Below are 21,894 nucleotides of genomic sequence, written 5' to 3' on the forward strand. Positions count from 1 at the left end.
GCGGTGAAAGTCCCCTTCAGCCACCCCGAAAACTAAGTCGTCGGGACGACCGGGGCTCGCGTGAGGACCACGGCGAAGCCGAACGCGAGCCCCATCACCGTCAGTTCCAGCGTCGCCCACGCGGCCAGCGCGGTTCGGTTGTGCCGCACGATCTGCGGCATCAGTTTCCAGCGCGTGTACGCGCCGAGGCTCGCGATCACGCCGGTGCACAACAGCTTCAACAGCACCAGCTGCCCGTACGGCGTGGTGAAGACGCCTTCCCAGAAACCGAGCGACGGGTTGAGCGAGATCTCGATCAGCCCGTTGAACAGCCCGGTCGCCGCGCCGAGGATCAGGCACAGCGTCGCGAGTTTCGAGAACCGCGGCAGCGCGTGCGCCAGCAGTGTCCGGTTCCCGACGAGCAGCACCGCCATCGCACCGAGCCCGCCGGTCCAGGCGACGGCGCTCATCACGTGCAGTTCCATCGAGATCATCGTGTAGTCGTGGTAGTTCCAGTTCGACGCGTGCCCGGTGACCGGCAGCGGCAGCAGCGCGAACAGCCCAAGCCCGACGCGGACCTCCGCGGGCACCTTCTCGCCGTGTTTCAGCGCGAGGATCCCGAGCCCGGCGTGCAGCAGGGCAAGGATCGCGACGATCAGCAGCGCCTTCCCGGCGCCGACGTCGGCGATGTAGCTCCCGACGTCCGACATCGACAGCGTGCTGGAACCCGGCCGGTATTCGGCGGTCTGCAGGATCAGCGCGACGAGCGCGGTGGTCGCCCAGACCAGCGCGGCCGCGACGCTCGCGGGCCGCGCGATCCGCATGATCGGCTCGGAGAGCTTCGGCCGGTCGTAGCCGACCAGTACCGAAAGCAGCGCCAGCCCGATCGTCGCGACCGCCGAGATGTCCAGCAGGACCCGCACGATCGGGATCGAGACCGAGACCACCTCGCTGACCTGCGCGACCCCGGGCACCGGGGCGGTCGCCGTCAGCGCGACACCGATCAGGGCACCGACGATCCCCGCCGTCACCACACAGAACAGGACGGCGACGCGGGCTCGCGAGGTGGTCTCGGCCTGGGTCATGAGCCGCTCTTCTCCTTGTCACCGGCGCCGGTGCGCAGTGCGACGGTCAGTCCGACGGCGAGCAGCACCACGGCGCCCGCGATCCACACCCAGATCGGCACGCCGGACGAGCCTTCGCCGCCGGTCGCCGGGGTGGTCTCGGCCTGGCCCGCGTTGCTGCGCGCGGCGTCGGCGCTCGCCGGGGTCCCGGTGCCCGCGGCGGTGAGGGTGAACGGCACCTCACCGGTCACGGAGTGCCCGTCCGCGGACAGGATCCGGTAGCCGATCTTGTACTCGCCAGCCGGGCCGAGCGGCCGCAGCGGCACGGTCACGACGCTGTCGCGGACCTCGACCTGGCCCTCGGCCCACTGGCCGCCGCCCGGTCCGACGACCGCGATCTGGTTGACGTTCGCGTTCTGGACGTACTGGTCGAACGTGAGCGTGATCTTCGCGGGCCCGGCGGCGAGCGACGCGCCCTTCGCCGGGTCGGAGGAGATCAGGACGTTGTGCGCCAGCGCCGGGGTGGCGGTGGCGAGCCACGCCACCCCGGTGATCGCCAGCGCGACGATCGCTTTACGCATTCACTTTCCTTCGGTGTCGCTCTTGCCGGAGACGGCGGTGGCGCGGCGGGCACGCAGGGTGGCACCGGCGCCGACGCCGAGGCCGAGCGCGCCGACGACCAGGCCTGCGCCGCCGAGCCAGCGGGCGGTGTTGTCGGACGACGAAGAAGCCGCGTGCGACTCCTCGGACGCCTTCGCGTCGGTGCCGTGGCCGCCACCGTGCCCGTCAGCGGTCTTCTCGGCGAGCTTCACCGTCGGCGCCGGGTGCTCCGGCTCCTCGCCGGAGGCCGGGGTCGGCTGGTTCCACTCGACGACCTTGCCGTTCTCGTAGGTCTGGGTGGCCGGGAACTCGATCGCGTCGACGTTGGTCGGGAACTGGCCCGCGCTGATCTGGAACTCCTGGAACTCGGTCGATCCGGCGGCGATCTTGGTGCCGGGTTCGGCGGTCCAGGAGACCTTGGAGACGGCTTCGGTGATCTGCGTGCCGGACGCGGTGGTCACCGGGGCGGGCAGCTTGGACTTGACGACCTCGGCCTTCCAGCCGGGAACCGGCTTGGCCCGCACCGAGCTGAGCGCGTACTCGGGTTTGACGGTGATCTCGACCTTGACCGTGCCGGCGTCCTTCTCCTCGTTGGGAACGCGGAAGAAGATCGCGCCGTAGCCGCCCTTCGACGGCTGAGGGCCATAGACGTTGGCGGTGACGTGGGCCGAGGCGACCCCGGCGGACAGCAGGCCGGCGATACCGACGGTGGCGGCCAGGAAACCGGCGCGCTTGAAGACGTGCTTGGACACGAAAACTCCTGAACGTGACTGGGACGGCGGGCTCGGGGCCTCGCCGGATTGACGGGGGATGTCGTGGGTTCAGGAGAACAGCGGAGGGCCACGCCTGCCGTGGACGCGGCGGAGGTCCACCCGCACGAGGTGACCGGGGCCCGCCGGACGGGCGAGCACCGGCGACGCCATCGCGGCGGGGACCGGGAGCGCGTTGAGGATGAAGGGGACCAGCGCGCGCAGGCAGGCGAGGACGCCGAGCAGCAGTCCGTCGGCCTTGGCCAGCAGCACCGCGGTGATCAGCGTGGCGACGACGTGCGCGACGGTCATCGCGAGCCCGCCCGAAACCGGGGCCGGTTCGTCGTGCACCACCTCGTGCGTGCTCAGCGAACTGAGCACGAGGTGCATCACGACCTGACCGGCGCCGAGATCGACGATGGTGGCCAGCGGTCCGCGGGCTTTCGAAGCGAGGAAAGCCGCGTTCCAGCCGATCAGCACGGTGAGCAACACCGTCATCGCCGTATCGGGGAGGTCGCCGTCCCCGATCATGTGAGCGGTCACGGCCAGCGCCGCGGAGCTCACTCCGAGCAAGCCACCACGCACCACGCGTAACGCGCTTCGGTGGTGGTCGCCTTTACTCACGGGTGAAGAGTATTCGACGTACGTCCGGGTGGTCGATCTCCTCCCGGCTGGTGAGCGGTGGGAAAGACACCGCCTGCGTTTGCCCGATCGGACAGGATCGGGCAGGTTGGCGGGATAAAAGGCGGTACTGATCAGGGGTGGCGTAGCTCCGTTGAGGGTGGTGGCGGGGCGGGTGGGGTTTGACCGCGCGGCTTTTGGGTAGTCAGGCTCCCGATACAGCTACTCCGAATGGGTGAGGAGGCTCACCCAGAGGCGGCGGGAGAACCAGCACGCGATGAACCTCTTCGAGTACATCTCGGATCGGTGGGACAGACTCGCCCTCCAAGGGCTCCTCCATGTCAGCGCGGTCGTGCAGTGCACGATCCTGGCCGCCGTCCTCGGCGTGGTGATCGGCGTCGCCGTCTACCGCAGCCCGATCGGCTCGGCCGTGGCCACGGCGCTGGCGAGCACGATCCTCACCGTTCCCTCCTTCGCCCTCCTGGGGCTCCTCATCCCGGTGTTCGGGCTCGGCGCGAACACCACGGTCATCGCGCTCGTGCTCTACGCGCTGCTGCCGATCGTGCGGAACACGATCGTCGGGCTGAGCGGCGTCGATCCGGCGGTCAGTGACGCGGCGCGCGGTATCGGCATGAGCCGGTTCGGTGTGCTGACCAGGGTGGAGCTGCGGCTCGCCTGGCCCGCGATCCTCGCCGGCATGCGGGTCGCGACGCAGATGCTCATGGGCATCGCGGTCATCGCGGCCTACGCGAAGGGCCCCGGCCTCGGCTCGGAGGTCTTCTCCGGCCTCACCAACGCGGGGAGCACGAACTCCCTCAACCAGGCACTGACCGGGACGCTCGGTGTGGTCGTCCTCGCACTGGTCCTCGACGCCGTTTACGTCCTGATCAACCGTTTGACCGTCTCTAGGGGTGTCCGTGGCTGAGTCTCCTGAAACCGTATCCGGCGTCGAGATCGAGCTGGAGAACGTCACGAAGCGCTACCCCGGCACCCGGGAGCCCGCGGTCGACGACTTCTCGATGGTGGTGCCCGCGGGCAAGATCGTGGTCTTCGTCGGCCCGTCCGGCTGCGGCAAGACCACGACCATGCGCATGATCAACCGGCTGATCGAGCCGACGTCGGGCCGCATCACCATCGGCGGCGACGACGCGCTGAAGCTCGACGTCGACACCCTGCGCCGCCGCATCGGCTACGCGATCCAGCAGGCCGGGCTCTTCCCGCATTTCACCGTCGCGCAGAACATCGCCGTGGTGCCCGGGCTGCTCGGCTGGGACAAGAAGAAGGTCAACGACCGGGTCGAGGAGATGATGGACCTGGTCGGGCTGGACCCGGCCGATTTCCGCGACCGATTCCCGCGTCAGCTGTCCGGCGGGCAGCAGCAGCGGGTCGGCGTCGCGCGGGCGCTCGCGGCGGATCCGCCGGTGCTGCTGATGGACGAGCCGTTCGGCGCGGTCGACCCGATCACCCGCGGCAACCTGCAGGACGAACTGCTGCGGCTGCAGACCGAGCTGAAGAAGACGATCGTCTTCGTCACCCACGACTTCGACGAGGCCGTGAAGCTCGGCGACAAGATCGCGGTGCTGGGCAACCAGTCCCGGATCCTGCAGTACGACACCCCGGACGCGATCCTCGCGAACCCGGCCGACGACACGGTCGCCGGTTTCGTCGGCGCCGGTGCCTCGCTGAAGCAGCTGACGCTGCTGCGGGTCCGCGACGTCGAGCTGAAGCAGGACGCGCTCACGGCGACGGTGAGCGAATCGCCGTCCGAGGTGCGCGAGAAGCTGACTCAGCAGCGCAAGCATTTCGTGCTGGTGCTCGACCAGCGGCGTCGTCCGATGCGGTGGGTGCACGTCCGCGAGCTGACCGCGTCGTCGTCGCTGTCCACCGCGGGCAAACCGCTGCGTGACTCGGTCAGCCTCCAGTCGACGCTGCAGGACGCGCTCGAAGCCATGCTCGCCGAGGGCGGCAGCGTCCCGGTGACCGGCGCCCGCGGCGAATACGCCGGGACGATCGAGCTCGACACCGTCATCGCGACGATCCAGCAGCTGCGCGAGGAGCACTCCGACGACAACCCGGCGGAAGGTGTGACCGCATGACGGCCGTCGATACCGGGTTCTCCACCGAGTCCTCGTCGAGAAGCGCCGAACGGGTCCGGCTGTTCGCCCAGCCCGCGGCGGTACTGCTGATCGTCGCCGGGGTGCTGATCTGGGTCTTCAGCAGTGAGCTGACCGCGACGGAGAAGGAGACCCTCAACGCCGCCGGGCTGTTCGCCGCGCTGCGCGACCACCTGGCGATGACCGTGGTGGTCACCGCGATCGTGGTCGCCGTCGCGGTACCGCTCGGCGTGCTCGTGACGCGGCCGTGGGCGAAATGGGCGGCGCCGGTCTTCCTGGCGGTCGCGAACATCGGCCAGGCCGCGCCCGCGCTGGGTGTGCTGGTGCTGTGGTTCATCGTCACCGGCGCCACCGGCGGGCTGTGGGTCGCCGCGCTGCCGCTGGCGTTCTACTCGCTGCTTCCGGTGCTGCGGAACACGATGGTCGGCCTGCAGCAGGTCGATCCGTCGCTGATCGACGCCGGCCGCGGGATCGGCATGTCGGCCTCCGGGGTGCTGTGGCGGGTCGAGTTCCCGCTGGCGATCCCGCTGATCCTGGCCGGCCTGCGGACCTCGCTGGTGCTGGCCGTCGGCACGGCGACCTTCGGCATGTTCGTCAACGCCGGCGGTTTCGGCCTGCTGATCGACACCGGCTACAAGCTCAACCTGACGAAGGTGCTGATCACCGGCTCGGTGCTCGCCGTCGCGCTGGCGCTGCTGGTGGACTGGCTCGGCGCGGTGGCGGAACAGTTCTTCGGACCGAAGGGACTGCGCTGACAATGCGACTCAAAGCGATCCTGGGCGCGGTCCTGTTGTGCGGCACGCTTTCCGCGTGCGGGCTCGAGGTCAACACCGCGCTGCCGTACAAGATCGAACCCGGTTCCATCCAGCCCGTCGAGTCGCTCAAGGGCGTCAAGGTGACAGTGGGCTCGAAGGACTTCACCGAGAACATCATCCTGGGCTACATGGCCGAGATGGCGCTTTCCGCGGCGGGCGCGGACGTCGTCGACCTGACCGACATCAAGGGCTCGAACTCGTCGCGGCAGGCGCTGCTCGCCGGCCAGACCGACGTCACCTGGGAGTACACCGGCACCGGCTGGATCAACTACCAGGGCAACGAACTCCCCGTCCCCGGCGGGGAAAAGGCCCAGTACGAGGCCACGAAGGCGGCCGACGAAGCGAAGTTCGGCGTCACCTGGCTGAATTACTCGCCGCTCAACGACCAGTACGCCTTCGCGGTCACCGAGGCCTACGGCGCGGCGAACAACCTGAAGACGACGTCGGATCTGGCGGAGTTCCTGAAGCGGAAGCCGGACCAGAACGTGTTCTGCCTGGAGACCGAATTCACCAGCCGCCAGGACGGTTTCCCGGCCGCCGTGCGGGCGTACGGGTTCCAGAATCCGGTGATCAAGAACTTTGGCATCGGGACGATCTACTCGGCCGTGGCGAGCGGGACCTGCCCGATCGGCGAGATCTTCACGACCGACGGCCGGATCGCCGGGCTGAACCTTCGCGTCCTCGAAGACGACAAGAAGGCGTTCCCGCAGTACAACGCCGTGCCGACGTTGCGGACGGAATTCCTGAACCAGCACCCGGAGATCCGCGGGCCGCTGGAAGCCGTCGCCGCCGCCCTCGACAACGAGCAGATGATCGAGCTGTGCAAGCAGGTCGACGTCGACGGTCGTGACCAGGGCGAGGTCGCCTACGAATGGATGAAGAAGAAGGGGTTCATCAAGTAACCGATGCCATGAAAGGTCCTTTCCTTGCGAAATTTGCAAGGAAAGGACCTTTCATAGCGTTCGAGAGCGGCTTCAGATCCCCAGCCGGTGCAGCAGCTTCCCCTCGAGCTGGTCCAGCTCCCCGGCCACGGCCCGGTGCGCCGCCTTCCGTCGCGCGGCGGGCATCCGCTCCGAAGCGCGGACGGTCGCCGAAAGCTGCTCCAGCGTCCCCTGGGTGTCCTTCGCGAAGGCCGCGTCGGCGTCTGTCGCCTTCGCGGACCTCTTCAGCTCCGCGAGCCCCTGCGTCAGCCCCGCGATCCGCGCGTGCAGCGCGGCACCGCGTCCGCTGAACTCGCCGAGCTGGTCGACGGCGACGCCGAGCTTCTTCGCTTGATAACGGTCGTATAGCTCTCGTGCGGCGCCCGCCGCTCGAACGGCGTACGGCGCGATCACCGGCAGTACGGCCGGTCCGACCACTTTGGCCACCGCGACGGCGTTCTTCGCCTTCTTCGGGGTAAACCTGCCTTCGCCCTCGATGGCTTTGGCCTTGCGCGCCATGGCACCTCCCACGCTGTGTCACTGACGAACTTACTGGTCCCCGATGTGGCGGGCATGTCGGCTTGCCGGTGGCCTTCTAGAGTGTTGTCCGTGAGTAACGAGGTGCTACTGGACGCGGGAGCGGTGAGCCGCTGCCGGCGTCGCGTGCACCTGGAACACGATCCGGCGATGCGCGAGGTCCCGCTCGCCCCGCCCGACCCCGCCGCGCAGCAGCGGATCGCCGACGCCTCAGCGCATCGCGACGCGATCGTGCGGCGGCTCATGGACGCCACCGGACCCGATGCGACCTGGGTCAAGATCCCTCGTGACCTCCCTGCCGCCGAGCGCGTGCAGCTCACCGAAGAGGCCTTCGCCGCCGAAGCGCGCTACATCTGGGGCGCGCTGCTCCCGGTGGATCGCGCCGGTCATCGGCGTGGCGGCTCCGAACTCCTGGTCCACACCGGCGACGGCTACGTGCCGGTGCTGGTCGTGCGGCACCGCATCACCGATCGCGGCGCGGGCGCGCCGACCACCGCGATGACCGACCTCGATCCGGCGAACCGGGTGCCCGACGCGGCGCGAAAGGTCCGCTCGCAGCCACGGGACCAGATGCGGCTCGCACACCTCTATCGGATGCTCGAAGCGCTCGGAAAGCACGAAGGACACCGCGCCGTCGGTGGCGTCATCGGGCTCGACGCGGACGTCGTCGTCTGGCACGACTTGTCCGCGGCCACCTGGCCTGGCGGCCGAAGCGCGCTGACGGAGTACCAAAGCCGCTTCGCCGACAGGCTCGCCATCGCGACCGCCGCCGCCGAAGGGGACGAGCCGCTCGCCGAGCCTTCCCGCGTCCTCGAATGCCGGCGCTGTCCCTGGTGGCCGACGTGCGAAGTCGTGCTCACCGAAACCCGCGACGTCAGCCTGGTCGTCCGCGGCGAGGACGCGATGGAACTGCGCCGCGCCGGGGTGTCCACAGTGGACAAGCTGGCCGCGCTCGATCCGGCCGACGAGCCCCCGCCGATGAACTGGACCGGCGGCACCTTCGCCGACTCGATCATCCTGGCGCGCGCCTGGCTCGCCGATCTCACGATGGTGCGCAAGGTCGACCGCGTCGAGGTCTCGCGCGGCGACGTCGAGGTCGACGTCGACATGGAGAGCTTCGGTGATTCCGGCGCGTACCTGTGGGGTTCGCTGCTGACCGGCGCCGACATCGGGATGGAGCAGGGCTATCGGGCGTTCGCGACCTGGGAGCCGCTGCCGACCGCCGACGAGGCCCGGTCGTTCGCGGAGTTCTGGGCCTGGTTCACCGAAGTCCGCGAGCGCACGCTCGCCGCGGGCCTGACCTTCCGCGCCTACTGCTACAACGCGCTCGCCGAGAACCGCTGGCTCTTCGGCTCCGCGACCCGCTTCGGCGAATACCCGGGTGTCCCCAAGAAGGCCGAGATCGCGTCCTTTGTGGACTCCGAGGAGTGGATCGACCTCTTCCGCAGCGTCACCGACCAGTTCCTGTGCTCGCACGGCAAGGGGCTCAAGGTCATCGCCCCGGTCGCCGGGTTCGCGTGGCGCGATCCGGAAGCGGGCGGCGAGGCGTCGATGCGGTGGTACCGCGACGCCGTCGGCATGGACGGCGGTGTCCCCGACGACGTCCAGCGGGAGCGTCTGCTGCGCTACAACGAGGACGACGTCCTGGCCACGCACGCGCTGCGGAACTGGATGACCGAGCACGCGCAGACGTCCGTGCCGTACATGAACGACCTCTGATCCCGGCTCCCGCCGAGCTTGCGATCACTCGCGGCCCTGTGAATACTCGTGGACGAGTACTCGTCTACGAGGAGGCGCGGTGAAGCGGCGCAAGGTCGGGAATCTGCTGGCGCTGGCGATCCTGTCCACGCTGAACGAGCGCCCGATGCATCCGTACGAAATGGCCTCGGTCCTGAAGAGCCGCGGCAAAGACCGCGACATGGGGATCAAATGGGGTTCCTTCTACACGGTCGTCGGCAACCTGCGGAAACACGGTCTCATCGAGGCGGCGGAGAGCGGTCGCGACGGCGCTCGCCCCGAACGAACGGTGTACCGGATCACCGACACCGGCCGTGACGAAATGCTCGACTGGCTGCGTGAACTCCTGGGCGAGCTCGCGCCGGAGGAGCCGAAGTTCGTCGCCGGGCTGTCGGTGATGGGGTGGCTCGGTCCGGACGAGGTGGTCGCCCTGTTCCGCACCCGCCTGGCGGCGTTGGAGGAGGACATCGCCTCGACGCGAGCGGAACTGGCACGGCTCCTCGAAGAGATCCCGCGGCTGGTGCTGCTCGAAACCGAGTACCACCTGGCGATCCGGGTCGCCGAGGCCGAGTGGGTCCGCTCGATCCTCGGGGAACTGACTTCCGGCTCGATGCCGGGGCTCGCGCAGTGGCAGGCCATGCTGGCGGAAAGGGGGAGTACCCGCAGCTGAAAGAGCCCCGGCGAGGTGTTGCAGCACCCCGCCGGGGCGACGATCCCGCAACCGGAACCCGGTCACGAGACGGCACTTCGAGGATAACCGGGCTCCGGGTGGACAACCTGGAGAGACATGTCGAACATCAAGGACAGGAAACGGTTCAAGATCTTGCCGGAGATGGGCGGCGCGCTGGCGCGGAACTACGCCCGGCAGCGCGGCACCGGACCACAGATCGAACAATGGCGGCAGCAGGCGGGCGAACTCACCGCGGACCTGCCGGAAGGCGCGAAGATCCTCGAGGTCGCCTTCGGCCCCGGCTACTTCGCCGTCGAACTCGCGCGGCTCGGGTTCTCCGTCACCGGCCTCGACGTCGCGCCGACGTTCGTCGAGATCGCGAGCGAATACGCGCGAACTGAAGGAGTCGAGATCTCGTTCCGCGAGGGCGATGTCGCGGCGATGCCGTTCGACGACGAGTCGTTCGACCTCGTCGTCTGCCAGGCGGCGTTCAAGAACTTCGTGTGGCCGGTGAAGGCGCTCGACGAGATGTACCGCGTGCTGCGCCCAGGCGGAACGGCCGTGGTGCAGGACATGAACCGGGACGCGACCGACGGCGACATCGTGCGTGAGGTCGAGGGCATGAAGCTCGGGAAGCTGGCGGCACTCGGAGTGCGGCAGGCGCTCACCGGGCTGCGGCGGCGGGCGTACACGCCGGTCGATTTCGGCGGGCTGGTCGCCGAAACCGCGTTCCGCACGGGTGAGATCACGACGTCGGGCATCACGCTGGACGTCCGCCTCCGCCGCCCCTGAGATGCAATGAAAGGTCCTTTCCTTGCAAATTTCGCAAGGAAAGGACCTTTCCTCTCACGCGACGGAGGCTCAGCGAGGAGCCATGCGCAGCGAGCCGTCCATCCGGATGACCTCGCCGTTCAGGTAGTCGTGGTCGATCAGCGACAGCGCGAGCTGCGCGTACTCGTCCGGCCGCGCGAGCCGCTTCGGGAACGGCACGCCCTCGGCCAGCGAAGCGCGGAACTCTTCGCTCACCGTCGCCAGCATCGGGGTGTCGACGATGCCCGGCGCGATGGTCAGCACGCGGATCCCGTGCGACGCGAGGTCGCGCGCGGCGGGCAGGGTCATCCCGACGATGCCGCCCTTGGACGACGAGTACGCGACCTGCCCGATCTGGCCGTCGAAGGCGGCGACCGACGCGGTGTTGATGATGACGCCGCGCGCGTTGTCGGCCAGCGGCTCGGTCTTGGCGATGGCCTCGGAGGCCAGCGTCAGCACGTTGAAGGAGCCGATCAGGTTGATCTGGACGACCTTCGCGTACAGGGCGAGGTCGTGCGGGCCCTTCTTCGAAAGGATCCGCGCGGACGGCCCGATCCCGGCGCAGTTCACCACGGTCCGCAGCGGCACCCCGGACTCGGCCGCGGTCGCGACGGCGGCGCGTACCTGCTCCGGGTCGGTCACGTCCGCCTCGACGTAGGTGATGCCCTCGATCTGCTCGGCGTTGGCGATGGCGCCGGCGAGGTCCAGCGCGAAGACCCGCGCGCCCTTCGCGGCGAGCGCCTTCGCGGTCGCGCCGCCGAGCCCGGACGCGCCACCCGTGACGAGCGCCGCGGTATCGGTGATCTGCATGTTCTCCCTTTCGTCGGCAACCGTTCATAGGTTAACGCTCGTTCGCATCGGGCCCAGGTGGGATGGCTCACTCCGGTGCGAAGCATGTCGTGAGGAGTATTCGGGCCTGAAGCATTCCGTTCGCTCGGAGGTCAACTCCGGCTGTCACCTTCAGCAGCATGAGCGCTGCTCGGATCGTGGTGGTGGGGACCGGTTACGTCGGATTGACCACGGGGGCCTGCCTGGCCGGCCTGGGGCATCGAGTCACTTGCGTCGATGTCGACCAGGCGAAGGTCGCAAGGCTTTCCGCCGGACGGGTGGACATCCTGGAGCCGGGATTGTCCGAGCTGGTGTCGAGGGGGCTGACCAGCGGGAGACTGGAGTTCGTCGTCGGGGCGCGCGACGCCGTTCGCGACGCCGAGGCCGTTTTCCTTTGTGTGCCAACGCCGATGGGCGCGGGCGGCTCGGCGGACCTGCGGGCGGTCGAAGCCGTGACCACCGAGATCGGCGACGTCATCCCGCCGGGGTGCGCGCTGATCACCAAATCGACCGTTCCGGTGGGGACGTCGAAGCGCATCCAGGCGATGCTCGGCCGCACGGACGTGCCGGTGGTGTCGAACCCCGAGTTCCTGCGTGAGGGCACCGCGGTCGAGGATTTCCTCGGCCCCGACCGGATCGTCGTCGGCTCGGACGACGTCGCGGCCGCCCGCTGGGTCGGCGATCTCTACGCCGACCTCGCCGCCCCGGTCGTCGTCGCCGACGCGGCCAGCGCGGAACTGGTGAAGTACGCGGCGAACTGCTTCCTCGCGATGAAACTGTCCTATGTGAACTCGATCGCCGAACTGTGCGAACGCCTCGGCGCCGACATCGACCTGGTCACCGAGGGCATGGGCTACGACCGGCGCATCGGCCGCTCGTTCCTCAAACCCGGGCCGGGCTGGGGCGGCTCGTGCCTGCCGAAGGACACCAGCGCGCTGGTGAAGGTCGCCGAGTCGGTGCAGTACGACTTCACGCTGCTCACCTCGGCGATCGAGGAGAACATCGCGCAGCGGGACCGGATCGTAGCGAAGATCGCGGGCGCCGTCGGCGGCACGCTGGCCGGTTCGCGGATCGGCGTCCTCGGGCTGGCGTTCAAAGCCGGGACGAACGACCTGCGCGACTCGCCCGCCCTCGCGGTCGCTTCCGTGCTGGGCGCGCTCGGCGCGGAACTGACCGCCTACGACCCCGCCGTCGGCGGGCATATCGACGGCATGACCGTGGTCGACGACCCGTACCAAGTCGCCAAGGCGGCCGACGCCGTCGTCGTGCTGACGGAATGGGACGAGTTCAAACGGCTCGACTGGACCTACATGGCCGAGCAGATGGACGGCGATTCGGTCGTCGACACCCGCAATCTCCTCGACCCGCACCAGATCCTGGACGCGGGCCTGTCGTGGCAGGGGGTCGGGCGGCCGCGGGCGGCGCTGCGGCGGAAGGTCGCCGTCTCATGACACCAGCGAAACGAGCTTGAGCAGCCCGTCCACGACCTCCTCGGCCGTCGGGCCGTTCTCCGGATCGAGCATGTGCTGCAGCATCACGCCCGAATTCAAGGCCGTGGCGACCGCGCCGATGCGGCGTTCGTCCGCCTCCGTGAGGGTGTCCTCGTCGATCCCGAGAATGCCCGCCGCCATCCCCCGGCGGCCCTCGCGCTGCGCGGCGGCGAGCTGTTTCCGCAGCTCAGGGTGATGTTCGGACTGCACGAACGCCTCGATCGAGGCGATCCACAGCTGGCGGTTGCGCCCGTACGAGTCGATCATCGCGCGCCACGAAGCCGCGTACTGCTCGGACGGTGACGCGTCGGGGTCGACAGCACCCCGCATCTCGACCTGGATCTCCTTGCCCCAGTCGTCCATCGCCTGCGAGAACGCCGTGAGCAGCAGGGCTTCGCGCGATCCGAAGTGGTAGCCGATCGCCGCGTGGCTGACTCCCGCAGCCGTCGCGATGTCCCGCACCGTCGTGCGTGACCAGCCTTTTTCCTTCAAACACTCGATGGCGCCCGCCATCAGGTCCTCGCGATTACCCATGCCCGCGATCCTAGACCACGCGGTTTATCCACTTGGTTTGACCAAGCGGCTTGACCAAGCGTGCAAATCTGCCGTACGGTCGCTCCCATCACCACGAACCCAGGGAGCAAGCCATGACGACCACCGTTCTGATCTCCGGCGCCGGTATCGCGGGTCCGGCCCTCGCCTTCTGGCTGCGGGAGCGCGGTTTCGCGCCGACCGTCGTCGAACGGGCGCCCGCTCTGCGTGAAGGCGGCAGCGCGGTCGACTTCCGCGGCGAGCAGATGACGCTGCTCAAGCGCATGGGGATCCTCGAAGACATCCGCGCGAAGGAAACCGCGATGGGCGCGCAGGTCATCGTCGACACGCGGGGCAAGAAGGTCGCCCAGATGCCGTCGGTCTTCTTCAGCGGCGAAGTCGAGATCGAGCGCGGAGATCTGACACGCATCCTCTACGACCACACGAAGGACGACGTCGAGTACGTCTTCGGCGACTGGATCACCCGGCTGGACGAGGTCTCGGACGGTGTCGACGTCGGCTTCGCCCACGGCGAGTCACGCAGATTCGACCTGGTCGTCGGTGCGGACGGGCTGCACTCGGGCGTGCGGCGGCTGACGTTTGGCGACGAAGAGCTGTTCCGCACCGACCTCGGCTTCCACACCGCGGGCTTCAGCGCGCCCAATCACCTCGACCTCGACCACCTCGGCCAGATCTGCAGCGTCCCCGGCCGGACGGTCATGGTCGCCAGCGGTCGCGATCGCTCGGCGCTCAATGTCAGTTTCGTCTTCGCGTCGGAGTCGCTGGAGGTGGAGCGACGCGACGTCGAGGCGCAGAAGAAGGCCCTCGCCGAGCGCTACGCCGACTTCGGTTGGGAAATCCCGACGCTGCTGGAGAGCCTCCGCGACGCCGACACGCTGTACTTCGATTCGCTCAGCCAGATCCACCTCGACAAGTGGTCGCGGGGCAGGGTCGTGCTGCTCGGCGACGCGGCCTGGTGTGCGGGTCCCGGCGGTTCGGGCACCGGGCTCGCGATGATGGGCGCGTACATCCTGGCGGGGGAACTCGCCGCGGCACACGGAGACCACGAGGTCGCTTTCGCGCGGTACGAAGAGAAATTGCGCGGTCCGGTGAAGATCTCGCAGAAGCAGGCGGCCGGTATCGGCACGTTCCTCGCGCCGAAGACGCGGTTCATGGTCGGTTACCGGAACTTCCTGTACCGGATCCTGGGTTCGCGGCCGATGACGAAGGTGTTCACGTGGATCACGTCGCGGGCGGCGAACGCGGCGACGCTGGAAAACTATGACGCTCCGGTGGCCGCGCGGGGATAGTTTCGGCGGGTGATGGACCAGAAGGAATTCCGCCGGGCCTGCTATGAGGCTGCCCGGAGGACGGCCGGTGCCGTGAAGGAGTTCCAGCACTCCTATTACGCGCCGAATTTCGACCGGTGCCACATCGCTTATCCCCACCGCACCGTCGCCGTGCTGTGGACGCGGGACTGGGGCAGGAACGCGACCTGGCACGGGCTCGGCATCGCCGCGACGCCGGTGGAATACGGTTCGCTCACCTTCGTCGACGAGCCGGGCTTGCTGGCCGTGCTGAAGGAGCTTCTCCCCGCTTGCCGGGTCTTCACCCGTGCCGAGCTGGAGGGGCCGCTTGACCAGGCCGAGTGGCCTTGGGTCGATGAAGACGACGTCAAGTACTGGCGACCTGACAACCTCGGCGAGGCCCTCTTCAACCACTGGGACTGAAAAAGTAGTTAGCAAAGCGTAGTATCACCGTCGTGTTCACGACCAGGCCGGAACTGGCCGGCACCCACGGCATGGTGGCATCGACGCACTGGCTGGCCTCGGCCACCGGGATGGCGGTGCTGGAAGACGGCGGCAACGCCTTCGACGCGGCGGTGGCCGCCGGATTCGTCCTGCAGATCGCCGAGCCGCATCTGTGCGGCCCGGCGGGGCAGGTCCCCGGCATCTTCGTCACCGCGACGGATCGGACGCCGAGAGTCCTCGCGGGTCAGGGTGTCTCGCCCGCGGCCGCGACGCCCGAATACTTCGCGGATCTGGGGCTCGATCTGATCCCCGGCAGCGGTTTGCTGCCCGCGACCGTCCCGGGCGCGTGGGACGGCTGGCTGCTGCTCCTGCGGGATCACGGCACGAAGTCGTTGCGCGATGTCCTCGGCTATGCGATTTCCTATGCGCGTAACGGGATTCCGCTGGTCAGCCGGGTTGGCGACACGATCCGAGCGGTCCAGGACCTGTTCACCGAGCACTGGCCGACGTCCGCGGCGCTCTGGTTGCCGGACGGCAGGCCCGCGGAGGGGTTGCACCGCAATCCGGCGCTCGCGGACACGTGGGAGCGGCTGCTCGCCGAGGCCGAGTCGGCCGGCGGCCGCGAGGCGCAGATCGACGCCGGGCGCCGCGCGTGGTCGCAGGGTTTCGTCGCCGAAGCGATCGAGGCTTTCAGCCGCAAGGCTTTCCGTGACGACTCCGGCCGCGATCACGCCGGTCTCCTCACCGGCGAGGACATCGCGGGTTGGGAAGCGTCGTACGAGGACGCGCTGCAGGTCGACTTCGGCGACTGGGGCCTGGTGAAGATGGGCGCCTGGACGCAAGGTCCGGCGTTGCTGCAGCAGGCTCGGCTGCTGGACGGCCTGCGCGACGAGCTGTCCTATGTGGACGGAATCCCGACCGAACGCACGGTGCACTTGGCCGTCGAGGCGGCGAAGCTGGCTTTCGCGGACCGTGAGGCGTGGTACGGCGACTCAACCGACGTGCCGATCGATCTGCTGATCTCCCGCGAGTACGCGGACGCCCGCCGGGCCTTGATCACCGACGAGGCGTCCGCCGAACTACGGCCCGGCGGACCCTCGCCGCGGCTGCCCGCGATCCTCGAAAGGCTGCGCGGACTGGAATCCGGTTCCGGTGCGACGGGGGAGCCGACGGTCGGGCCGCTGGGTGAGACCCGCGGCGACACCGTGCACATCGACGTCGTCGACGCGGCCGGGAACATGATCTCGGTGACGCCGTCGGGTGGCTGGCTGCAGTCGAGCCCCACGATCCCGGAACTCGGTTTCTGTCTCGACTCGCGTGGACAGATGTTCTGGCTGGAACAGGGTTTGCCGAATTCGCTGGCGCCACGCAAGCGGCCGCGGATCACGCTTTCGCCGTCGATGGGCCTGCGCGACGGCGAGCCGGTGCTCGCGTTCGGCACGCCCGGTGGCGACCAGCAGGACCAATGGCAGCTGTGTTTCTGGCTGGCGCACACGCTCGGCGGGCTGAACCTGCAGGAGTCGATCGACTCGCCGGCGTGGCACACCACCGCGTTCCCGAGTTCGTTCTATCCGCGTTCGTGGACGCCGCGGGAACTGGTGGTCGAGTCACGGCTCGGTCGGTCCACAATGGACGCCCTCGCCGAGCGCGGGCACGCCGTCGTCGACGCCGGACCTTGGGCGCTCGGGCGGCTTTCGGCCGTGTCCCGGTCCGGCGGCGTGCTCCGCGCCGCCGCCAACGCACGCGGTATGCAGGGCTACGCGGCAGGCCGCTGATTCTCAGGCCTTCACGGCAAGCGGTTGTCCACAATGGCTCCCACCTGTGGACAACCCGACTCACGTCCGCCTCCCGGGCCCCATCGGCGATAGACTGGCTTCGGGGTCGCCCCCCTGGGAGTGGTGGGGGGTGGGGTGGTGACTTAAGAGCGAGGCTGTTCCCAGAGCCAGAATTCGATGCCCTGGTTGTCCACGCACTCGGCGCTCAGGCCGTACGGCTGCTGTTCGGTTTCGCCGGCCTGGCCGCCCTGGGCCCGGACGCGGTCGAGGGCGGCGGCGAGGTCGTCGACGGCGTACATGACCTTCCAGCCCACCTGCCGCCCCGGGCCACCCCAGAGCCCGCCCTGCAAGCCGGAACCTTCGACACCCCAACCGCCTTCGACCCGTCCGGGTGAGAACTGCCAGCCCAGAACGGCGCCGTAGAACGCCTTCGCGCGTTCGTCGTCCGGGACCTGGAAGGTGAAGTAGCCCGCTTCGCCGTGCCGGATCGGCGTAGCGCCGGAAGCCGGCCGAGGTGCCGCTTGCGCGACGAGCCACCGCTGGCCGTACGGGTCCTTGATCTCCCCGCTCAGCCCGTGGCCCTCGTCCGCGACGGGACGCCGCAGCTCTCCGCCCAGCTCCACCGCGCGCGCGGCAGAAGCATGCGCGTCCGCGACCTCGACCCGGATCAGCGGGCCACCGGCGGGCGCCACGACGATGCCCAGTTCGGGGAACTCCTCCGCGAACATCAGCACGCTGTCCCCGATGGCCAGTTCGGCGTGCCCGACGCGACCGTCCTCCATCACGATCGGGTCGGACCGCCGTCGCGCCCCGAACACCTCGACGTAGAAGTCGAGCGCGGCGCGGGCGTCCGTCACTACGAGGTACGGCGTCAAAGAGCGGACTTCGGCATCGGTGGTGGTGAGTGTTTCGGTCATCTCGGCTCCGTTCAGGACGGCGCGACGAAGGTTGTCGCGCAGTTCGGCGGCGAAGAGCGGGTCAGGCTCGACAGGCTGCGAGGGCGCGCGAAGCGCGTCGAATGGATCAGGCATCGCGACCCTCCTTCTCCTGGTAAGCACGCCGGAACGCGGCACGGGCCCGCACGAGCAACGCCTCCGTGGCGTGCACCGTGCGTTCGAGATGCTCGGCGACCTCCGGGACCGGGAGGCCGTCGACGTAGCGAAGCGTCAACGCGGCTTGGTGATGCGCCCCGAGCGACGCGAGCACCTCGCGTGCCAGCAGCGCGTCCAGCCGTTCGTCCCACGGATCGGTGTACTCCTCTTCGGGGACGAGCCGCAGCCCGCGTTCCTCGCGTTCCTTGCGCCGCCAGTGATCGGCGAGTTTGTGCCGGGCGACGCCGATCAGCCACCCGGTGCTCACCGGCGGCGCGAGCTCCTTGCGACAGGCCCTCACCGCGCCGAGGAACGTCTCCGACGTCAGTTCCTCGGCGAGGGTGCGATCACCGCACCGGGACAGCAGGTACCCGTAGACCTCCGGCAACGCCGTCTCGTACAGCGAAAGCAGCGCGAAGGCCGGGTCCCGATGCACCCGTGGTTCCGTCACATCCCCATCGTCGCTCGGGGAGCCACAACTCCGACGGGTGAAACCGAACTTTCTCAGACCCGCGGGTCCGGCAGCCGCCGCGCCACCGTGATCACGCCGACCGTCAGCACCGCCTGGATGCCGATGACCAGCGCGAACGCGCCCTTCATCCCGAGCGGACCGGCACCGGCGGACGCGAACAACGTCCCCAGCGTCGCGACGCCCAGCGCCATCGCGGCCTGCTGCGACGTCGTGAGCATCCCGCTGCCGACCCCGGCGATCTCCGGCGGCACCTTCGACAACACGATCCGGAACACCGTCGTCATCGCCAGTCCCTGGCCGAGGCCGCACAGCAGCATTCCCGGCGCGAAATCGAGCACGCCGAGGTTCGGCCATTCCAATAGCACGGTCCCGATCAGCACCAGCAGCCCGAGTAGTTGCACGGAGAGGCCGGCGGCCACGACCCGCTGGCCGAACCGCGTCACCAGGCGGCTGCTGACCAGGCACATCGCGAAGAACGCGAGCGAAAGCGGCGCCGTCACCAGGCCGGAACCGAACGGCCCCAGGTGCAGGCCGTCCTGCAGCGTCACCGCGAACACGAACATGAACGCGCTGAATCCGATGAAGAACGGCACCCCGACCAGCAGACCTTGGCGCACACTCGGCATCCGCATCACCGACGGCGGCAGCAGCGGGACACCGCCCCGGCGTTCCATCCGGCGCTCGACGTGGACGAATCCGGCCGCGGCGAACGGGAACACCACGAGCAACACGATCGTCCACAGTGGCCAGTCCAGCACCGGGCCTTCCGCCAGCGGGAGGAGCAGCGACACCAGCGCGATCGCGAGGAAGACCGTGCCGGGGCGGTCGATGCCGATCGGGTTCCGCGAACGGCTCTCCGGGATCAGCCGCCGCGCGACCACCAGACCGACGATGCCGACGGGCACGTTGACCAGGAAGATCGGCCGCCAGCCGGTACCCCAGAGATCGGCGGCGACCAGCGCTCCGCCGAGGAACTGGCCCAGCACCATCGAAAGCCCTGCTGTCGCGCCGTAGAGACCGAGGGCCTTGGAGCGGCGTTCGCCGGTGGTCGCCGCCTGGATGATCGACAGCACCTGCGGCAGCATCAGCGCGGCGGCCGCCCCCTGCGCGGCCCGTGCCAGCACCAGCGTCAACGCCGTCGGCGCGATTCCGCAGAGCAGGGAAGTGAACGTGAACGCGGTCAGCCCGATCAGGAACAGCTTGCGGCGGCCGAAGGCGTCGCCGAGCCGTCCGCCGACGACGAGCAGGACGGCGTAGGCGATCCCGTAGGCCGCGACCACCAGTTCCAAGGTGGCCGACGACGTGCGGAGGTCCGAACCGATCGCGGGCAGGGCGATGTTGACGATGAAGAAGTCGATGAGCGGAAGTGCCGCCCCCAGCAGCACGGTGACCAGGCCCGCCGAAGTCAGGGCCGGGCCGGCGGTGACGCGCGCGGGCGTCGCCGGAACTTGCGTCGAAGTCATGAGTACCACGATCAGCCGATCGCGACCCTGGTACCAGGAGTGTGTTTATCCTGGTACCACCACTACCTGGTAACCGGCTTCGAGCTTTGCGAACCTGATGAGGTGACCATGACCGTCGATTCGCGAGTGGCCGAAGTGCGGCGGCACGAGCTGGCCGCGTTCCTGCGCAGCCGCCGCGAGCGCATCACCCCTGATCAGGTCGGCCTGCCGATCAGCGGCAGGCGCCGCACGCCGGGACTGCGGCGCGAGGAGGTCGCGCAGCTGGCCGGGGTCGGGGTCACCTGGTACACGTGGCTCGAACAGGGCCGCGACATCAACGCGTCCGAGCAGGTGCTGGACGCGATCTCCCGCACCCTGCGGCTCGACCCGCACGAGCACACGCATCTGTTCACCCTCGCCGGCGCGCCGGAACCGCCGCTGGAGAAGGACTGCAAGCTCCTCAGCCAGAACATCCACCGGATGATGAACAAGCTGGAGCCGTTCCCGGTCTGCGTGCGCAACGCGCGGTGCGACATCCTCGCCTACAACCGCGCCTACGACTGGCTGATGGGCGGCCTCGACGACATCCCGTTCGAGGAACGCAACACGCTCATCCAGTGCCTGACCAATCCCGAGTGGCGCCGCAGGCTCCCGGACTGGGAGCTCAACCTGCCCCGGGTGGTCGCCGGTTTCCGCGCCGCGATGGCCGAGCACCTCGCCGAACCGGCGTGGAAGAACCTGGTCAAACGCCTGCGGCAGGAGTCCGAGCTGTTCGAGCGGATGTGGAAGGAACACGACGTCTCCACCGAACGGATCGTGCTCAAGCGATACCTGCATCCGGACGTCGGCCTGCTGCGGTTCGAATTCTCGTACCTGTACCTCGGGCGGCGTTCCGAGATCTCCCTGGCGACGCTGACCCCGGCGGACGAAGAGACCGCGGCGAAACTGCCCGGCTCCTTCTGAAGGGGGAGACGGACCAGGCTCACGAGGGAGCCTTTCCGCGGGGTGAACGCCGACGCTGGGTGCATGACCGTAGCGATGGCTCCACCCAAGATCTCCAGCGCTCGCCTGATCGTCTGCTACGCGGCGATCCTCGGCACGCTCCCGTACCTGACGTTGAAGGCGTCCTGGGTCACCGGAGGCAGCCTCGGCCTCCGGGATCCGTCCTTTGTGGACTCCGACCTGATGTTGCTGGCGAACCTGGCGACCGGCGGGATGGACGTCGTCGCGGTGGTGCTGGCGCTGGCGTTCACCTACTCCTGGGGACGGCGGATCCCCGCGCCGCTCGTCCTGTTCCCGATCTGGATCGGCACCGGGCTGCTCGCGCCGATCGTGCTGGACCTCCCGGTGATCGTCGCCGACCTGTCGACCGCTCAACTGGCCGAAATGCCGCTGGAGAACTGGGTCTGGGCCGTCGTCTACGGCGGTTTCGCCTGGCAGGGGATCCTGCTGCTGACCGCGTTCGTGCTCTACGCCCGCGATCGCTGGTGGTTCGTCGTCACCGGCACCGTGAAGCCGGGGACCATCGGCGCGGCGGGCGTGCTCGGCGTCGCCGCCGCACTCGTCTGCGCGGCCTTTCACACGATCTGGGCGTTCGGCCCCGGCGGTATCGCCGCTCGTGGCCAGGACATCGTGATCGCCGTGCTCACGCTCCTCGCCGTTCTCGCGCTGGCGAACGTTTCGCGAGGGCGGTTCTGGCCGCGGCTGGTGCTGGTGTGGACCGGCGCCGGCGCGATGGCGGGCACCGGGGCGTGGGGCCTGTTCGCCGCGCTCACCATGGGAGCCGCCGATCACGCGGCGGTGCTGGCCGTGCAGGTGGCCGGCGGGGTGCTGATGATGATCTCGGTCCTGCGGCGGCTACCGCACGCGGCGTAGCCGGGAAGCCGCTTTTCAACGGA

General features: G+C 68.9%; 23 protein-coding genes. 13 read left to right on the top strand and 10 right to left on the bottom strand.

The window, feature by feature from the left end:
* Positions 1-32: 32 nt before the first annotated feature.
* From ACSMFO_RS12970 to ACSMFO_RS12985, 4 genes are all read right to left on the bottom strand, one after another.
* Positions 33-1,064: a copper resistance D family protein gene (locus ACSMFO_RS12970; RefSeq protein WP_436458812.1), complete on the bottom strand. Its 1,032-nt coding sequence runs from the start codon at positions 1,062-1,064 to the stop codon at positions 33-35.
* On the bottom strand, positions 1,061-1,624 hold the full coding sequence (locus ACSMFO_RS12975; protein WP_360089680.1) for a copper resistance CopC family protein: 564 nt from the start codon (positions 1,622-1,624) through the stop codon (positions 1,061-1,063). The genes ACSMFO_RS12970 and ACSMFO_RS12975 overlap by 4 nt, the downstream gene beginning before the upstream one ends.
* Complete coding sequence (locus ACSMFO_RS12980) at positions 1,625-2,395, bottom strand: YcnI family copper-binding membrane protein (RefSeq protein ID WP_038507180.1); 771 nt, start codon at positions 2,393-2,395, stop codon at positions 1,625-1,627.
* 69 nt (positions 2,396-2,464) lie between these two features.
* Complete coding sequence (locus tag ACSMFO_RS12985) at positions 2,465-2,956, bottom strand: hypothetical protein (RefSeq protein ID WP_436459016.1); 492 nt, start codon at positions 2,954-2,956, stop codon at positions 2,465-2,467.
* 334 nt (positions 2,957-3,290) lie between these two features.
* Between ACSMFO_RS12985 and ACSMFO_RS12990 the strand changes: the two genes are divergently transcribed.
* From ACSMFO_RS12990 to ACSMFO_RS13005, 4 genes are read left to right on the top strand one after another with little or no spacing between them, the layout of a single operon-like run.
* Positions 3,291-3,938: an ABC transporter permease gene (locus ACSMFO_RS12990; RefSeq protein ID WP_007030477.1), complete on the top strand. Its 648-nt coding sequence runs from the start codon at positions 3,291-3,293 to the stop codon at positions 3,936-3,938.
* Positions 3,925-5,109, top strand: a complete 1,185-nt coding sequence (locus tag ACSMFO_RS12995; protein WP_436458813.1) for an ATP-binding cassette domain-containing protein — start codon at positions 3,925-3,927, stop codon at positions 5,107-5,109. Before ACSMFO_RS12990 ends, ACSMFO_RS12995 begins: the two co-directional genes overlap by 14 nt.
* Positions 5,106-5,882, top strand: coding sequence for an ABC transporter permease (locus ACSMFO_RS13000; RefSeq protein ID WP_038507183.1), 777 nt, complete (start codon positions 5,106-5,108; stop codon positions 5,880-5,882). Before ACSMFO_RS12995 ends, ACSMFO_RS13000 begins: the two co-directional genes overlap by 4 nt.
* 2 nt (positions 5,883-5,884) lie before the next feature.
* Positions 5,885-6,844 (top strand): glycine betaine ABC transporter substrate-binding protein, encoded by a 960-nt coding sequence (locus tag ACSMFO_RS13005; protein WP_038507186.1) that lies wholly within the window; start codon positions 5,885-5,887, stop codon positions 6,842-6,844.
* Between the two features lie 72 nt (positions 6,845-6,916).
* On the opposite strand, the gene ACSMFO_RS13010 is transcribed toward ACSMFO_RS13005, so the two are convergent.
* On the bottom strand, positions 6,917-7,381 hold the full coding sequence (locus ACSMFO_RS13010; protein ID WP_038507189.1) for a DUF6474 family protein: 465 nt from the start codon (positions 7,379-7,381) through the stop codon (positions 6,917-6,919).
* 54 nt (positions 7,382-7,435) lie between these two features.
* Between ACSMFO_RS13010 and ACSMFO_RS13015 the strand changes: the two genes are divergently transcribed.
* From ACSMFO_RS13015 to ACSMFO_RS13025, 3 genes are all read left to right on the top strand, one after another.
* Entirely contained in the window at positions 7,436-9,118 is a 1,683-nt protein-coding gene (locus ACSMFO_RS13015) for a TM0106 family RecB-like putative nuclease (RefSeq protein ID WP_436459017.1), read from the top strand.
* Between the two features lie 79 nt (positions 9,119-9,197).
* Positions 9,198-9,806 carry a PadR family transcriptional regulator gene (locus tag ACSMFO_RS13020; protein WP_436458814.1) on the top strand — a complete coding sequence of 203 codons (609 nt, stop codon included), beginning with the start codon at positions 9,198-9,200 and terminating at the stop codon, positions 9,804-9,806.
* A 117-nt stretch (positions 9,807-9,923) separates the two neighbouring features.
* On the top strand, positions 9,924-10,598 hold the full coding sequence (locus tag ACSMFO_RS13025) for a class I SAM-dependent methyltransferase (RefSeq protein ID WP_436458815.1): 675 nt from the start codon (positions 9,924-9,926) through the stop codon (positions 10,596-10,598).
* Positions 10,599-10,667: 69 nt separating this feature from the next.
* Here ACSMFO_RS13025 and ACSMFO_RS13030 read toward each other — a convergent pair whose 3' ends face one another.
* Positions 10,668-11,426 carry an SDR family NAD(P)-dependent oxidoreductase gene (locus ACSMFO_RS13030; protein WP_037333780.1) on the bottom strand — a complete coding sequence of 253 codons (759 nt, stop codon included), beginning with the start codon at positions 11,424-11,426 and terminating at the stop codon, positions 10,668-10,670.
* A gap of 158 nt (positions 11,427-11,584) precedes the next feature.
* On the opposite strand from ACSMFO_RS13030, the gene ACSMFO_RS13035 reads away from it, so the two are divergent.
* Entirely contained in the window at positions 11,585-12,895 is a 1,311-nt protein-coding gene (locus tag ACSMFO_RS13035; RefSeq protein WP_436458816.1) for a UDP-glucose dehydrogenase family protein, read from the top strand.
* Here ACSMFO_RS13035 and ACSMFO_RS13040 read toward each other — a convergent pair.
* Complete coding sequence (locus tag ACSMFO_RS13040; RefSeq protein ID WP_038507202.1) at positions 12,890-13,468, bottom strand: TetR/AcrR family transcriptional regulator; 579 nt, start codon at positions 13,466-13,468, stop codon at positions 12,890-12,892. The two genes, ACSMFO_RS13035 and ACSMFO_RS13040, sit on opposite strands and share 6 nt — an antisense overlap.
* A gap of 113 nt (positions 13,469-13,581) precedes the next feature.
* Here ACSMFO_RS13040 and ACSMFO_RS13045 point away from each other — a divergent pair, with 113 nt between their 5' ends.
* From ACSMFO_RS13045 to ACSMFO_RS13055, 3 genes are read left to right on the top strand one after another with little or no spacing between them, the layout of a single operon-like run.
* Positions 13,582-14,775, top strand: coding sequence for an FAD-dependent monooxygenase (locus tag ACSMFO_RS13045; protein ID WP_436458817.1), 1,194 nt, complete (start codon positions 13,582-13,584; stop codon positions 14,773-14,775).
* Between the two features lie 12 nt (positions 14,776-14,787).
* A complete protein-coding gene (locus tag ACSMFO_RS13050) occupies positions 14,788-15,195 on the top strand; it encodes a hypothetical protein (protein ID WP_436459018.1) in 408 nt (135 codons plus the stop codon).
* Positions 15,196-15,227: 32 nt separating this feature from the next.
* Positions 15,228-16,991, top strand: coding sequence for a gamma-glutamyltransferase family protein (locus ACSMFO_RS13055; RefSeq protein WP_436458818.1), 1,764 nt, complete (start codon positions 15,228-15,230; stop codon positions 16,989-16,991).
* Positions 16,992-17,134: 143 nt separating this feature from the next.
* Here the strand turns inward: ACSMFO_RS13055 and ACSMFO_RS13060 are convergent, their stop codons facing one another.
* From ACSMFO_RS13060 to ACSMFO_RS13070, 3 genes are read right to left on the bottom strand one after another with little or no spacing between them, the layout of a single operon-like run.
* Positions 17,135-18,022 carry a VOC family protein gene (locus tag ACSMFO_RS13060; RefSeq protein WP_378411244.1) on the bottom strand — a complete coding sequence of 296 codons (888 nt, stop codon included), beginning with the start codon at positions 18,020-18,022 and terminating at the stop codon, positions 17,135-17,137.
* Positions 18,015-18,533 carry an RNA polymerase sigma factor gene (locus ACSMFO_RS13065; protein WP_436458819.1) on the bottom strand — a complete coding sequence of 173 codons (519 nt, stop codon included), beginning with the start codon at positions 18,531-18,533 and terminating at the stop codon, positions 18,015-18,017. The genes ACSMFO_RS13060 and ACSMFO_RS13065 overlap by 8 nt, the downstream gene beginning before the upstream one ends.
* A 53-nt stretch (positions 18,534-18,586) precedes the next feature.
* On the bottom strand, positions 18,587-20,017 hold the full coding sequence (locus ACSMFO_RS13070; RefSeq protein ID WP_436458820.1) for an MFS transporter: 1,431 nt from the start codon (positions 20,015-20,017) through the stop codon (positions 18,587-18,589).
* A 108-nt stretch (positions 20,018-20,125) separates the two neighbouring features.
* On the opposite strand from ACSMFO_RS13070, the gene ACSMFO_RS13075 reads away from it, so the two are divergent.
* Entirely contained in the window at positions 20,126-20,959 is an 834-nt protein-coding gene (locus tag ACSMFO_RS13075) for a helix-turn-helix transcriptional regulator (RefSeq protein ID WP_378411248.1), read from the top strand.
* A gap of 63 nt (positions 20,960-21,022) precedes the next feature.
* The gene (locus ACSMFO_RS13080; protein WP_436458821.1) at positions 21,023-21,871 is read left to right on the top strand and encodes a hypothetical protein; all 849 of its coding nucleotides are present in this window, start codon (positions 21,023-21,025) and stop codon (positions 21,869-21,871) included.
* Positions 21,872-21,894: the final 23 nt, after the last annotated feature.

This window comes from Amycolatopsis sp. w19, assembly GCF_051373225.1.
Lineage (GTDB): Bacteria > Actinomycetota > Actinomycetes > Mycobacteriales > Pseudonocardiaceae > Amycolatopsis > Amycolatopsis japonica.

Bases quoted from the DNA above. Each gene is read 5' to 3' on its own strand.
- ACSMFO_RS13060 (WP_378411244.1), bottom strand. From the start codon at position 18,022: ATGCCTGATCCATTCGACGCGCTTCGCGCGCCCTCGCAGCCTGTCGAG.
- ACSMFO_RS13080 (WP_436458821.1), top strand. From the start codon at position 21,023: ATGACCGTAGCGATGGCTCCACCCAAGATCTCCAGCGCTCGCCTGATC.
- ACSMFO_RS13070 (WP_436458820.1), bottom strand. From the start codon at position 20,017: ATGACTTCGACGCAAGTTCCGGCGACGCCCGCGCGCGTCACCGCCGGC.
- ACSMFO_RS13000 (WP_038507183.1), top strand. From the start codon at position 5,106: ATGACGGCCGTCGATACCGGGTTCTCCACCGAGTCCTCGTCGAGAAGC.
- ACSMFO_RS13030 (WP_037333780.1), bottom strand. From the start codon at position 11,426: ATGCAGATCACCGATACCGCGGCGCTCGTCACGGGTGGCGCGTCCGGG.
- ACSMFO_RS13075 (WP_378411248.1), top strand. From the start codon at position 20,126: ATGACCGTCGATTCGCGAGTGGCCGAAGTGCGGCGGCACGAGCTGGCC.
- ACSMFO_RS13025 (WP_436458815.1), top strand. From the start codon at position 9,924: ATGTCGAACATCAAGGACAGGAAACGGTTCAAGATCTTGCCGGAGATG.
- ACSMFO_RS13050 (WP_436459018.1), top strand. From the start codon at position 14,788: ATGGACCAGAAGGAATTCCGCCGGGCCTGCTATGAGGCTGCCCGGAGG.
- ACSMFO_RS13015 (WP_436459017.1), top strand. From the start codon at position 7,436: ATGTCGGCTTGCCGGTGGCCTTCTAGAGTGTTGTCCGTGAGTAACGAG.
- ACSMFO_RS13035 (WP_436458816.1), top strand. From the start codon at position 11,585: ATGAGCGCTGCTCGGATCGTGGTGGTGGGGACCGGTTACGTCGGATTG.
- ACSMFO_RS13040 (WP_038507202.1), bottom strand. From the start codon at position 13,468: ATGGGTAATCGCGAGGACCTGATGGCGGGCGCCATCGAGTGTTTGAAG.
- ACSMFO_RS13045 (WP_436458817.1), top strand. From the start codon at position 13,582: ATGACGACCACCGTTCTGATCTCCGGCGCCGGTATCGCGGGTCCGGCC.
- ACSMFO_RS13005 (WP_038507186.1), top strand. From the start codon at position 5,885: ATGCGACTCAAAGCGATCCTGGGCGCGGTCCTGTTGTGCGGCACGCTT.
- ACSMFO_RS12990 (WP_007030477.1), top strand. From the start codon at position 3,291: ATGAACCTCTTCGAGTACATCTCGGATCGGTGGGACAGACTCGCCCTC.
- ACSMFO_RS12975 (WP_360089680.1), bottom strand. From the start codon at position 1,624: ATGCGTAAAGCGATCGTCGCGCTGGCGATCACCGGGGTGGCGTGGCTC.
- ACSMFO_RS12970 (WP_436458812.1), bottom strand. From the start codon at position 1,064: ATGACCCAGGCCGAGACCACCTCGCGAGCCCGCGTCGCCGTCCTGTTC.
- ACSMFO_RS13010 (WP_038507189.1), bottom strand. From the start codon at position 7,381: ATGGCGCGCAAGGCCAAAGCCATCGAGGGCGAAGGCAGGTTTACCCCG.